General features: G+C 41.2%; 12 protein-coding genes. 8 read left to right on the top strand and 4 right to left on the bottom strand.

Translation table 11 applies throughout. The features are described 5' to 3' along the window. Nucleotides 1-813 precede the first annotated feature (813 nt). From ltrA to ACMAZF_RS17220, 4 genes are all read left to right on the top strand, one after another. On the top strand, nt 814-2,472 hold the full coding sequence (ltrA, locus tag ACMAZF_RS17235) for a group II intron reverse transcriptase/maturase (RefSeq protein ID WP_435274964.1): 1,659 nt from the start codon (nt 814-816) through the stop codon (nt 2,470-2,472). A gap of 713 nt (nt 2,473-3,185) precedes the next feature. After that, complete coding sequence (tnpB, locus tag ACMAZF_RS17230) at nt 3,186-3,470, top strand: IS66 family insertion sequence element accessory protein TnpB (protein ID WP_435274963.1); 285 nt, start codon at nt 3,186-3,188, stop codon at nt 3,468-3,470. A 93-nt stretch (nt 3,471-3,563) separates the two neighbouring features. Next, nucleotides 3,564-5,108, top strand: a complete 1,545-nt coding sequence (gene tnpC / locus ACMAZF_RS17225; RefSeq protein WP_435274962.1) for an IS66 family transposase — start codon at nt 3,564-3,566, stop codon at nt 5,106-5,108. Between the two features lie 4 nt (nt 5,109-5,112). After that, nucleotides 5,113-5,325 (top strand): hypothetical protein, encoded by a 213-nt coding sequence (locus ACMAZF_RS17220; protein ID WP_435274961.1) that lies wholly within the window; start codon nt 5,113-5,115, stop codon nt 5,323-5,325. A 708-nt stretch (nt 5,326-6,033) separates the two neighbouring features. Here ACMAZF_RS17220 and ACMAZF_RS17215 read toward each other — a convergent pair. Then, the gene (locus ACMAZF_RS17215) at nt 6,034-6,474 is read right to left on the bottom strand and encodes an ATP-binding protein (protein WP_435277271.1); all 441 of its coding nucleotides are present in this window, start codon (nt 6,472-6,474) and stop codon (nt 6,034-6,036) included. A gap of 235 nt (nt 6,475-6,709) precedes the next feature. Between ACMAZF_RS17215 and ACMAZF_RS17210 the strand changes: the two genes are divergently transcribed. From ACMAZF_RS17210 to ACMAZF_RS17200, 3 genes are read left to right on the top strand one after another with little or no spacing between them, the layout of a single operon-like run. Continuing rightward, complete coding sequence (locus ACMAZF_RS17210) at nt 6,710-7,633, top strand: alpha/beta hydrolase family protein (RefSeq protein ID WP_435274960.1); 924 nt, start codon at nt 6,710-6,712, stop codon at nt 7,631-7,633. A 2-nt stretch (nt 7,634-7,635) separates the two neighbouring features. Continuing rightward, a complete protein-coding gene (locus ACMAZF_RS17205) occupies nt 7,636-8,322 on the top strand; it encodes a response regulator transcription factor (RefSeq protein WP_435274959.1) in 687 nt (228 codons plus the stop codon). A 16-nt stretch (nt 8,323-8,338) separates the two neighbouring features. After that, nucleotides 8,339-9,589: a sensor histidine kinase gene (locus ACMAZF_RS17200; protein ID WP_435274958.1), complete on the top strand. Its 1,251-nt coding sequence runs from the start codon at nt 8,339-8,341 to the stop codon at nt 9,587-9,589. Between the two features lie 204 nt (nt 9,590-9,793). Here the strand turns inward: ACMAZF_RS17200 and ACMAZF_RS17195 are convergent, their stop codons facing one another. The 3 genes from ACMAZF_RS17195 to zigA form a co-directional block, all read right to left on the bottom strand. After that, complete coding sequence (locus ACMAZF_RS17195; protein ID WP_435274957.1) at nt 9,794-9,979, bottom strand: DUF6435 family protein; 186 nt, start codon at nt 9,977-9,979, stop codon at nt 9,794-9,796. A gap of 187 nt (nt 9,980-10,166) precedes the next feature. After that, nucleotides 10,167-10,841 carry a DUF1826 domain-containing protein gene (locus ACMAZF_RS17190; protein WP_435274956.1) on the bottom strand — a complete coding sequence of 225 codons (675 nt, stop codon included), beginning with the start codon at nt 10,839-10,841 and terminating at the stop codon, nt 10,167-10,169. Further along, nucleotides 10,838-12,046: a zinc metallochaperone GTPase ZigA gene (zigA, locus tag ACMAZF_RS17185; protein ID WP_435277270.1), complete on the bottom strand. Its 1,209-nt coding sequence runs from the start codon at nt 12,044-12,046 to the stop codon at nt 10,838-10,840. The genes ACMAZF_RS17190 and zigA overlap by 4 nt, the downstream gene beginning before the upstream one ends. A gap of 547 nt (nt 12,047-12,593) precedes the next feature. Here zigA and ACMAZF_RS17180 point away from each other — a divergent pair. Next, a protein-coding gene (locus ACMAZF_RS17180) for an IS3 family transposase (RefSeq protein WP_435274955.1) occupies nt 12,594-13,750 on the top strand; the annotation gives its coding sequence in 2 pieces (ribosomal slippage) (nt 12,594-12,855 and nt 12,855-13,750; 1,158 coding nt in all). Nucleotides 13,751-13,762: the final 12 nt, after the last annotated feature.

The raw sequence follows: 13,762 nt of genomic DNA, 5'->3' as shown, positions 1-13,762 counted from the left end.
TCTATGAAGTAGTTTGTCTAAAGTTGATAGGCTTAGCGGCTTATTTACTTAATCGTAATTACTTTATGCGATATGCCTTTTTTAAGGTGTCTATTTGGCTACTGGAGTGATCTTCCGGTGCAAGCCATTAGAGTTATTGTCTCGACATATCCATTTATATGTAGTGAGACCAACTTTGCGACAAGTTGTAGTCTAGGGATAGTGCATTACTGGTGACGGTTTTGTGCGAAGCTTCCTGACAATGTACCTCGGCGTCAGCCGTATTCTTCTCACGAGAGGGGATATAACTAGTTAACAATAAATGAGTTGAGGGCTAGGCTAAACAACAGGGTTAACGTATGTGAACTACTGATAAACACCGTCAACCGCAATAAGCGAAATGTTGTTGATACGCTTAAACCAAAAGGTGCGCGGCTGGTTATTTCTTTTACATCTAGAAATACGTCGTCATTTAGCCGTCGGTGGACAGGTAGAACCTAAATTGTTTATGTAACTTTAATGGAACTCGGTAAGCCCAATTATTCGCTTAATTTATTTGTTATTTGAATGATTAAGCAGGGGAGCTGTAAAGCAAACTGTTGAGTAAGTGGGTAAAGGAGGTTAGAGAAAGCGAATGCTAGATTGTAATGATTTAGATAGATGCGAAATGCATTAGCTGGAAACAGTGCTGACTTCTAACTGGTCTTTAATCGTGAAATAGACGTGTAAAGCCGTCGTTTAATTTGCTCCTGACAGGGTAAGAATAACTCTTCCCGTCAGGGGATAGTTACGTCTTGCTTTTGTTAGGTTCATCACTAATAGGAGAAAAGCAAGATGAGTACGGCATTTGTTGTACCTGCGTTCTCCCATCCAGCACATAGTTGGCATACCATTGATTGGTATTCAATTGAGTGTCAGGTGAGAGGGCTACAAGTACGGATCGCGAAGGCGACTAAGCGACAACAGTGGCGTAAGGCTAAAGCTTTACAACGCATGTTGGTGCGCTCGTTTGCGGCTAAGTGTTTAGCAGTAAGACGAGTAACTGAGAATCGAGGCAAAAGGACTGCTGGGATTGATGGGGAGTTATGGAGCACACCTGATAGCAAGTGGTTAGCTATATATCGGTTAAAACGGCACGGGTATAAACCTAAGCCACTGAGGCGGATATATATTCCCAAGAGTAACGGCAAACGCCGACCTCTAGGAATACCGACTATGTTGGATAGGGCAATGCAGGCATTATTTCTGCTAGCTCTTGAACCCGTATCGGAAACAATTGCTGACCGCAATAGCTATGGATTTCGACCAATGCGCTCTACGGCTGATGCGATAGAACAATGTTTTGTCAATTTAAGTCGTAAAAGCTCGGCAGAGTGGGTGCTTGAGGGAGATATTAAAGGGTGCTTCGATAACATTAGTCACGACTGGTTACTTGCTAATGTAATGTTAGATAAACAAGTACTTAAAAAGTGGCTAAAAGCAGGATTCGTTGAATTTGGTAAGTTAAATCCGACAGATGCGGGTACACCACAAGGTGGAATTATTTCACCTGTATTGGCTAATTTAGCGCTTGATGGCTTGGAAGATGTGTTGTTTTCTCATTTTGGGAAGAAGAACACAAAAGCCGCTTACAAGTCTAAGGTCAATTATGTGAGGTACGCTGATGACTTCATTATCACGGGTATATCGAAAGAGATACTAGAAAATGAAGTTAAGCCTATTGTTGAAGCTTTTATGGCTGAACGAGGGCTTACGTTATCACCAGAGAAAACGGTAATAACGCATATTGATGATGGATTTGATTTTCTTGGGCAAAACTTACGTAAATACAATGGCAAGATGTTAATTAAGCCTAGTCGTAAAAGCGTTAAGAGTTTACTTGGGAAAGTTCGAAAAATAATTAAATATAACAAGACTATGAGGGCAGATTTGTTGATTAGTCAGTTAAATCCAATCCTCAGAGGTTGGGCTAACTACCATCGCCACATTGTGGCGAAGGAGATCTTTAATTATGTGGATTATCGAATTTGGAAACTTCTATGGCAGTGGTGCCGACGGCGACATAACAATCGTCACAAACGCTGGATTAAAGCTAAATACTTTAAATCAGTGGGCAAGCGAAACTGGACGTTTTCAGGGATAACAGCTAACGGTTTTGACAAGAGGCTGATATACACCAACGATACTGTGATAAAGCGGCACACTAAATTGAAAGCAGAAGCTAATCCGTATGATTTAGCATTTGAAGAATACTTCGAAAAGCGCCTTGAGCGAACTTGGAGAGATTCAATGTTAGGTAAACAGAAAGTGCTTAGGCTTTGGCTCAGACAGCAGAAGTGCTGTGCGATTTGCCGTCACAAAATAACCAAAGAAACGGGATGGAATATTCATCATATCGTGGAAAGGGTGAAAGGTGGCAGTGATGACATGAGTAATTTAGTGTTGTTGCACCCTAATTGCCATCGGCAATTGCATTATCAGCAAATATTTTGACAATCATAGATTTTTTAGTGCATTATTGAGGTGAGAATTAGTACTTCTCTTGTCACTTAACTAACGTGGCTTAAGGGTTGATATTTAATGATATAGAACGGTGTTCTTTGTTTACACAGGGTCTGTGTAAACATACCATAAATTGACTACCCGACGCTTTGAATCAATCACGTGATAAATTCATCGCACCGCTTTGGCTAAGGCGGTATATAAATGCCAGGTTTATTATCTGGGATCCCAGATCATTTATATAGGCTAACGCCATGAAATTTGATCTGAAAGTCATTCTGAAGTTAGATTTTGCAAATATTATATATGCCCTAACGGGCTTAATTATAGCTTTAGCGAATCTAGGTTATATATGACTCAAAAGCCCTAGCTTTCATAGCTAGGCACCTCTTTAAAGTCGCTGGTCGGTATCTTTATTCTGACTTATAAAGGCTTGAGCCGTATGCGGGGAAACTCGCACGTACGGTTCTTAGGGGAGGGACAACCAGTAATGGTTGTTCCTTACCCGACGTCATGCTGGTCTAAATCGTTGATTACTGCGTTGCCTCATCGCTCGTTTAAGAAAGACTAAACGTCGCGATAAGGCGCCTTGTACTAAACGATTTATTCTGGGCATTATCGTGAGATATTGAAGAAAGCCTGAGTAGAGATACTTGGGCTTAATTTTTGTGGGTGGAAGGTTTTGAAAAATCAGTAATATAAAAGTGCCTGTCCCTTTTTTCTTTGTAGAGCAAGAGCTTAAATACGATGCCTACACCGGCGCACTGTTCTTATTCTCTAATAAAGCCAAAGATAAATTGAAATTAGTCTATTGGGATAAAACGGGCTTTGCCCTGTGGTATAAACGCCTTGAAAAACACAAATTCAAATGGCCAAGTCAACTTGATAGCGAGGATGTTGTGTTAACAGAGCAACAACTCACTTGGCTATTGTCTGGTTACGATGTCCTTGGTCATCAAGAATTACATTATCAGTCCGATCTGGGATAGCGCAATACACAAGTCAACGATCGTTGACACGATCTGATTTTCTATTTGAGCTGAACAGTCACAATGGCGCTATAACATTGCTACACTGACGGCATGAAATTTGATGCCAACTCATTGCCCAACGACCCAGAACAACTCAAGAGCATGCTGCTTGAGTTGCAGTACGTTGTGCAAAAGCAAAATAAAGAGTTAGCGCAGCAAAAGTCTCTCTATCAAGAACTACTTGATGCGTATAACGCCAAGATTGCCAAAGAATACGGCAAAAAGTCAGAGAAAATGCCAGGGGCTGGTGAAGTATTTAACGAAGTAGAAGCTCGATTGGATGACATAGAAACGCTGTCTGACACAGAAAAAGCGCTCCTCATCGCCAATGATGAACCACACACCGAAAAAGCAAAACCCAAGCGCACACCATTACCCGAGGCCTTACCTCGCAAAGAGGTGGTGGTTGATTTACACGACGACGCTAAAGTCTGTAGTCACTGTCAAAGTGCGTTACATAAAATGGGTGAAGCAGAAAGTGAAACGCTCGAATTTGTACCTGCTCATATCAAGGTTATTAAAACCGTTCGTCCCAAATACGCATGCAGAGCGTGTGAAAAAGAGGGCATACAAAGCGATATCCAGATAGCGCCTATGCCGTCAACTCCTATCCCTAAAAGTATTGCTACGCCAAGTTTACTCAGTCAAATCATTACCTGTAAGTATCAGTTTGGCTTACCGTTGTATCGACAAGAAACGTGGTTTGGCGATATCGGCATAACGATTAATCGTAAAACCATGTCGAGTTGGATGGTTCGTTGTAGCGAACTGCTTGAACCGTTGTATGACACACTCAAAATACAGTTACTCCAACAACCTGCGATTCATGCGGATGAAACACCGCTCAAGGTTATCAAAGCTAACAAAGCGACCAGCTATATGTGGTTATATTGTTGCGGTGATGACAAACCTGAAGGTAAGACAAACATCGTCTTATTTGATTATCACAACAGTCGTGCAGGACAATGCGCCATTGATTTTCTCGATGATTACTCAGGTTACATGCACGTTGATGGCTACAAAGGTTATGAAAAAACCAGCGCCACTTTAGTGGCTTGTCTTGCTCATATCCGTCGCAAGTTCATTGAAGCAAAAGGCAACAACAAGACAACCGGTAAAGCCGACGTAGCGCTTAACTTCATTGGTAAACTCTATGGTATAGAGCAATCGATTAAAGAGATGAAGGACGATGAAAAATACAAGGCTCGCCAACAACAAGCCAAACCCATTGTCGAAGAATTTTATCACTGGCTTGTAGAGCACAAAGATAAACTGTCTCCGCAAAGGCCGCTGTCAAAAGCCATTACCTATGCACTGAATCAGTATGAAAAATTCAAACGCTACCTTGATGATGGTAAGTTAAGTATTGATAACAATCGTGCAGAACGAGCCATAAAACCGTTTGTGATTGGACGCAAGGCTTGGTTGTTTTCCCATACCCCAAGAGGTGCGAAAGCCAGCGCCATTCTCTATAGTTTGGTGGAAACCGCTAAGGCTAACGGCCTTGTCGTACATGACTATATATCCCACTGTTTAGAGCAGATTGCTGAAAATCCTGATGCTCTTGAATCACTAATGCCTTGGAATTTTAAATAGCTAGGTGTCGTTGCCTAGACGCTTACAATGCGCGTATCGTGATCTTTTTAAACATCATGTTGATAATAAGCTCATCACTAATATTAGAGATAGCGTTAATCGAGGGATGGCAATTGGCAGTGAACAATTTAAGCGCGAAATAGAATTGTTAACGGGTCGCAGAATGCAACCAAAGAAAAGAGGTCGACCGTTAGGTTGGAAGAAAGATGAAGTGTAGTTTTATTTTAACCTGACCCTAATATAAACCTGACCCTAATATATTTAACCTGACCCTAATACTAATATATATTTTAACCTGACCCTAATATAAACTTTTATATAAACTTTTATTAAATGCCGATTGTCGATATTAATAAAAGGTTAAACTTCATCTTTATCATGAGCTTTGAAATCGGATAAAGGGTCAGATACTTTAACTAAAATGATTGCTAAAGTTAATAATAGTGCATATGTTAATTCACTACCCCAAAATGGTTTTAGGTATGAAAAAAAACTTTTAAATAAAAAGAAAGACAACATAAGGGATAGTGCTACTCCCCAAATAATTGTAGGTTGAAGCACAGCATTACAGTTTGAGCAACTTATGTATGTTTTAAAAATTAAGCTTCTTCTTTTAGAGAGAGGAATGTCATTCCCACATTTGGGACATGTTCGTTTGAAAAATCGCATAAAAAACCCTTATATAAAAGAGTGTGATAAATCACACTCTATTTATAGCTAGAAAAACGTCTTCTTAACCCATCTAACGGCCTTTACACCGACATAGGCTCCAGCAGCCGTAGCAAGTATCGCGACTATACCGCCTTGCACACTTGTGTATTCTCATGAAGATGATCACTCATTCTCACCGAAGCTGATCAGTTGTTCTCATCCATACTGATCACTCTTCGGTGCCATTTTGCGGCTCGGTAACATTGTTAATTGATCACGACGTCTCCGTCAAGTTCATTTCTAATTTTCGCATTGATTCTCCCTGTAACTCAAAACGCTGTGAACGATGAATAAGCCGATCCATAATGGCATCTGCATAGGTGGCTTCACCGATCAGTTCATGCCACTTAGCCACAGGCAGCTGACTCATTATGATCATTGAACCTTGTTCGTGTCGTGCGTCTATTATGTCTAGAAGATCGCTGCGCTGCTGACTCGTCAACATTTCCATTCCCCAATCATCCAAGATCAAGATCGGTGTCTTATTGAGCTGGGCAAGGAACCGAGGATAACTTCCCTCGCCGTGAACTTGCCGTAGCTGCTCTTGCAGCCCTTTGATTCGGTAATAGCGTGCTGGTATGCCCTGTTGGCAAAAGTAATGCCCAATAGCACAGCCTAAAAAGGTTTTGCCGCAGCCTGTCGCGCCGGTAAAAATAAGGTTCTAAATAAATGGGGTCAGAGTTAATTTATTTTTGATAGACCAACTTTGCTGATCACTACCCGATTGTATAAGCCTAAATAGAAATATTCGAGTTTTTAAAGCTCAGCTCTTTTAGGCTCTTAATTATTCTTCATTATAACGCCGAAAATTATCGTTCTCTTCTCGCTTCACATCGATTTCACAAATGTATTGATACCTTGTTGTTAACCCAACATTAAAGGTATTTACGATGACAATCATCAAGAAAAAAATTGCATACGCCGCGTTAATTATCGCTGGCTTTTTTACGTTTGCAGGCAGCGCCTGGTATTTAACATTTGCACCGACTCCTTATCAGGTTACGCAAGAGCAACTCGACGGTTATTTCACTTATCCACCGCAAAATACGCCTAATTGGCAGCAATCGGCGCTAGACAAAACAAACTATGAATTCACTTATCGAAGCTTTGATGGCGAGGTAGTTCACGGTCGAATTCGTTATCCGCAGCCATTGGTTGATATTTCAGAGCCAATTCCTGTGATGATTGGTGCTCATGGAATGGGGCGGAGCCAAATTCGTTGGTTTCAGGATTCCTTTAAGGGGCGTCCAACTGTAGAAAGCGTCGATAAGATTGCTGAACAGGCGTTGCATCATGGCTATGCCGTGATTTCAATTGACGCGCGCAATCACGGTCAACGTAAAGATCCTGATTACACCATTGCTGATGTAATGGGCGATTTACATTATTGGGGGAAGCGTGGACCTTATGAGGCGATGATTCGAGACACGGTGCGTGATCATCGAGTGTTGCTTGATTGGATAGTTAAGCAGCCACAGTTCGACAGCAAACGGATTAACATTGCAGGTTACAGCATGGGCGCTCAGGTAAGTTTATTATTGGCAAGTGTCGATAGCCGAATCTCTGATGTCGCGGCTGTTGTGCCACCGCATGCCGATGACACTACCGCGTTAGTATCACCAAGCAACTTTCTAGCAGGCTTAAGTGATAATAAGGTATGGCTAGTGACTGGTGATGATGATGAATATGCCTCAATAGAAGAAAATGAGTCGTTTTTTAATGGCATCCCTAGTAAGAATAAAAAACATTTGCGCTTTGACAGTGGTCATATCTTACCTGCACACTATGTCGCTCAATTAGTCTCGTGGTTTTAAATGTGCAGCAACGTAAATTAAAGATATTAGTAATTGAAGATAATCATGACATTAGTCTTAATATTGCCGATTATTTTCAACAGCAAGGAGCAGTCTTAGATTTTGCCGACAATGGGGAGTTGGGACTGACACTTGCGATCACTGAACATTATGACTGCATTATTCTCGATTTAATGTTGCCGAAACTAGACGGTATTGCGGTGTGTCAACAAGTGCGAGAGCGTGCAGAGCGTCCTATTCCTATTATTATGATGACAGCACGCGATACACTCGATGATAAACGCTTAGGCTTTGGTGTTGGCGCGGATGATTATTTGACAAAGCCATTTGATTTAGAAGAGCTATGGTTGCGTTGTAATGCGCTGGCCAATCGTTATCAGCAGCCGTTGGAGAAAAAGCTGGTCATAGGGCCATTGACGCTTAATCTGCAAACTAAGCAAGCAGAGCGCGCTGGTAAGTCATTACAATTACAGCCCATTCCTTGGCAAATACTCACCGTGTTAATGCAAGCGCACCCACGCGTGGTTAGTCGCAGTGAGTTGTGTGATGAAATTTGGGGAGACGAATACACTGAATCTGACGCATTGCGTTCTCATTTATATCAATTGCGCAAGACGATAGATAAACCGTTTGGTCATCCCATCATCAAAACCATGCATGGCATTGGTTTTTCACTCGATATTACTTAAAGGCTGTTAGAGAGCTATGAAGATTACTCAACTGCGCGTGCGCATAATCAGTTATTTCGTCGGCGCTGCGCTGCTTATCAGTGCGTTGTATGGCGCGACAGCTTTTATCTTTGCTTATCATGTTGAAGATAACTTCTTCAAAGCGCTCCTTAATGGTGAGGCTCAAACCATTCAGCAGCAAATAAATGATGGACAATCGCCGAGCCCCAAGCTTGAATTTGTCATGTTTCATGAAACAGCTAATGAATTGCCCGCATTTATTCGCGATATATTGGTGTCTCAACCAAAGCGGCGCGAGTTTGCTGCGCAAGATGGCAAGCATTATCATTTGCTGAAACTTGAACAGGGTTATCTCTTGGCGGATGTGAGCAGTTATTTGATTGTGCGAGAAAACAAACAGGTAATGCTGTCTTACTTACTTATTTTGCTCGCCATTGTGACTGTAATTGCAGCCTTGGTTGGATTTGCAGCTTATCGTATTGCTAAGCGTTTACTTAGTCCTCTTGACGAATTGAAGGCGATTGTCGAAAGAGCGCCTGTCGAACAATTACCGCAGGAATTTGCCAAGCGTTTTCAAAAAGATGAAATTGGTAGTTTTGCTAACGCCCTAGAACAAGCAATGATTCGAATTAAAGCATTTGTGCAGCGTGAACAACACTTTACGCGCGATGTGTCCCATGAACTACGGACACCAACAACGATTAGCCGAGGTGCACTAACCTTGTTAAAACAGACATCATTAAACGCCGAGCAGACACCGCTAGTGGCGCGAATTGAGCAAGCCCAAGTGCAAATCGAACAAAGTTTAAGTACGTTGCTTGCCTTAGCACGTGAAGACAATAGTGTAGCCACTCAAACTCGTCTATTACCTGTTGTGGAGCAAAGTATTATTCAGCAGCATCAATTCTTGACCGATAAAGACATTGAATTGATTATTGAAATTAAGCCGCAACAAGACGTTCCCATGGCAAAAGCCCCACTGCTTATATTGCTCAATAATTTAATTGGCAATGCGTTTAAATATACGGTGTCAGGCACTATTAGTATTCGATTTGATAAGCAGAAATTAATTGTTTCAGACAGTGGAAATGGCATCGAAGCAGCCTTACAACCTTTCATTTTCGATGCAGGAATAAAGGGCGAAACTAGCCAAGGACTGGGTATGGGGCTGAGTATTGTTAAACGGCTATGTGAGCAATTTTCCATTGAATATCAAGTTAGTAGTTCAGAACAGGGCACTGAGTTTTCGTTTAACTTTGGGCAATAAAACAATGATACTCCATTAGTGCGACTGACGATTTTGTAACAGTGCATTTTCAAGGAACTCTAAAAAACAATGCAGCTTGGCAGATGTTGTTCGTTTTTATTACATAAGTGAGATCAAAGATAACTTATGGAGCAGATAACTATGCCTACTTTTCAACAGGATAAGCCTGAATAGAAGCATTCGGGCTTTTTGACGTTTAGGCTATTACTGTTGCAACTCTTTTGCGCTCTTTAGTGCGGTTATTTGATCATTAATGGCTTCAGCTTCTGCCGTTATAGAGCCATATGATCTTATATCGCCATTTCGCTGTGCATGCATCGCTTGCTCTAGCTTGGCTTCATAGGCCTTGGTTAATTTCTTGATTGGGTCTCTTTTAAATATTGAGAACATATCAGTCATCTCCTAATTAGTTGTCTTGTATTATACGGGGGGCATTATGATTTGGTTTTAAATATTTTTTAAACTTACCAATCGCAAGGCATGTCTATTCGCTTGGTTTAGTTTATTGAGAGCAGAATGAAATAAAAAGCCTGAATTTTGATATCAGGCCTTGTTGTTTTCAACGATGAAGTTGGTATTAATCATCAATAAAATCAATGGTTAGCAGTAGTCTTTTTTCACCTGTTGGCACGGTGGGAGAACGATGTACCAAACCGTATCCTTCACTGTCATCCCAATTTTCACCTTTGAGTAATGCGACATCGCCGACGGTAAGTTGATTTATTTGGGCGTCATCTTTTATAAGACCTGACTGTTCATCGGATTTACCTTGGCTTTTGGCACCGAGTTTGTTGCGATCAATGTCCTCATGATTGAGCCATTGAGTCGCAATGCCTTGGTAGGTGGTGACAAGTCGACATGGAATACGATCGACATGAAAACGCGGGCACATTGCGCGATCTAACACTGTTAGCCTGATACCAGCACGTTGTTGGTCGAATAGGCAACAGAACATATCAACCAATTGCGCAATATCTTCACTCAGTGGCGCTGTGATGTTTTTTGTATCAAAGTCAGCCTTGAGTATTTCTACTGTGTTTTCCGGGGTAACGGCCAACACAGCTGAGGTTGTTGAGCTAGTGGCCAAAAAATCATTAACAGCGTTGGTTAGTTCATTAGGAAGTGATCGCTGCCAGACGGTAATATTGATATCGTCTTGGTAGATATCGGTAAATACACTGGGATCAGTCTTTACGCTCGGCTGTCTATGATAAACTGGTGTTAATTCAAGTTGTTCTGCTAATTCGCTCATGCGCTTTCCTCCCAAGTTGGAAATGGGTCATTAAGGGTTACCCAATAATCTTTGCCACGTAGTAGTTCGTCTTCTGATAGTAAACAGCTATTTAATGCGTTGATCATTGCTGGTTTATCTAGGTTTTGGCCAATAAAGACTAGTTCTTGGCGCATGTCCCCAAAGGGCTCTACCCATTGTTTTTCGATCTCTTTAAGAGATTCATCATTGGTTGGCCAGTCTTTCTTGGGAATCGCTTTCCAAAACATACCTGCAAAACCGTAACGAGCAATTCCACCAGCTTGGCTCCATTGACCACAAAAGTGAGGGCGTGTTGCTAGCCAGAAGTAGCCTTTGGAACGAATAAGTTTGCCAAACTGTTCTGTGCCATGAAGAAATTGATAGAACTTTTCTGGATTAAAAGGGCGTCTCGCCATGTAGTTAAAACTGGCAATGCCATATTCTTCGGTTTCAGGTATGTGCTCGCCACGCATTTCTTTAAGCCATCCCGGGGCTTGTTCTGCACGCTGAAAATCGAATAGTTTGGTATTTAACACGGCATCAATATCGACATTGCCGTTTGTAATTTTTATTACTTTGGCATGGGTGTTGAGCACTTTGATAATGGCCTTTAAACGCTCTAATTCACTGGCTTGAACTAAATCCGTTTTACTAATGAGAATAACGTCTGCAAATTCAACTTGGTCAATAAGTAAGTCAGCCACGCTGCGCTCATCTTCCTCGCCAAGAGATTCCCCCGTCTCTTGTAAGTATTTCGCTTGGTCGTAATCTTTTAAAAAGTTAACGGCATCAACCACCGTTACCATGGTGTCTAATGTGGCGATGTCAGATAAGGACACGCCGTCCTCGTCGGTAAAAGTGAAGGTTTCAGCGACGGGGAGAGGTTCTGAAATTCCTGTTGACTCAATGACTAAATAATCAAATCGCCCCTCTTTTGCGAGTTTCTCGACTTCTAGCAGAAGATCTTCACGCAGGGTGCAGCAGATACAGCCATTGCTCATCTCAACCAGCTTTTCATCGCTACGATTGAGAGATACCTCATTTTTGATAGTGGCAGAATCAATGTTAATTTCACTCATATCATTAACAATAACGGCGACTTTTTTACCTTCGCGATTATTCAGAATATGGCTCAATACGGTTGTTTTTCCTGCACCTAAAAATCCGGATAGGACGGTAACAGGTAATTTGGGATTATTCACGATGCTATTATCTCATTATTTTAATACTTGTAATGTTATAACGTAACAATTTGGTTTGCTAGTTTACCGCTTTAATGAATCTCAATTATCTACAACACAAATGCGAATTTTGACTAAGTTAGGCATTCTTTAGCGCGGTAAATAACAAGAGCTGCATTGTTTGCTGACGCTTGTTATGTCAAGTTTTCTGTTGTTTTCGATTGGGTTAATTATTTAAAATTAGGTTTTAAACGATTATGGAATTAGATAAAGCGTTATCGAAAGTCACTAAGGTCGTTACCTGATTAAGGTTTTTGTTGAGAAAAAATCTATAACGGTTATTACAAGGGCTGCGGAAATCAAATGTCCGTTATTTGGCAATAACCTTTCAATTAACTCCATTATTTTTGGGGATGGAATATTCCTTAATGTACATTCAGCAAAGAAATACAAATGCGAGTATTTTTTTGTCGAGATATGTAAAATTATTAGATTAGCTTATGATACTTTGTTGTGGTTGAATTAGCCGGACACTTCAATAAAGGATTATAATCCCGTTATTGAAGTGAATATGACTAAACGAACAAATAAACATTATCCAGTAGAGTTTAAGCAAGAAGCTGTGGCGTTAGTGATTGAACAAGGCTACACGATCGTGCAAGCCGCTGCATCACTGGGTATTACAGATAAAATACTTTATAACTGGGTCGCTAAGCATAAGAAACAAGCGCAAGGCGATACGTTATCTAATGATGAACGGGCTGAGTTAATTCAGCTAAGAAAAGAGAATAAACGCTTACAAATGGAGCGTGAGATCCTAAAAAAGGCTTCAGCCTTCTTCGCGAAAGAAATGAAGTAAGATATTCATTTATCAGAGAACTTGATGCTAAATATCCAGTATCAGTTGCCTGTAAAGTGATGAAAGTTAGTTCATCTGCCTATTACGTCTGGTTAAAAAGGCCTGGTGAATTAATTAGCGCTCAAACATTAAGGTTGTATCGACGAGCTAAGGCTTTATTCAAAGCGAGTCGCAATAGCCTAGGTAGTCGAGAGCTTGCTAAAGCGCTACGTAAAGAAGGCTTTGAAATAACCCGTTATCGTACGATTAAACTGATGGCTCGGCTTAAACTTGTTGTCACTCAGCGTATCGCCTACAAGGTGACCACTAAGCGAAAACATAGTGATGCTGTAGCAGATAACTTATTAAATATGAACTTTAATCCAGTAGCACCAAATCAAGTGTGGGCTGGTGATGTGAGTTACTTAAAAACTGGTGAAGGTTGGCTATATTTAGCGATTGTCATGGACTTGTATTCGCGGCGTATCGTTGGCTGGTACATATCAAAACGTATGACTCGTGACTTAGTCGAAAAGGCTTTGATAAAAGCTCATAACTTGCGTAAGCCACCAAAAGGCGTGGTGTTCCATAGCGATCGAGGCTCTCAATATACGAGCGCTGGCTTTAGGAACTTACTGGATCGTCTTGGGTGTCGAGCTAGTATGGGGGATGTTGGAGCGTGCTGGGATAATGCCGTTGTCGAGCGGTTCTTTGGTCGTTTAAAACACGATTGGTTGTTTAAGGTGCCGCAGCCAACCCGTAAACATATGCGAGACGATGTTGCTAGGTACATGAAATATTATAATGTTGAGCGACTGCATTCAGCTAATGCTGATCAGTCGCCCAATGAATTTGAACATTCCTTTAGGAAAGTGTCCGGTTGGACTTGACCAGAACAAGTA

It is taken from the genome of Psychrobium sp. nBUS_13 (assembly GCF_051201665.1).
Taxonomy (GTDB): Bacteria; Pseudomonadota; Gammaproteobacteria; order Enterobacterales; family Psychrobiaceae; genus Psychrobium.
The sequence above is the reverse complement of the archived record's forward strand: the minus strand, read 5'-3'. Positions and strand labels throughout refer to the sequence as shown.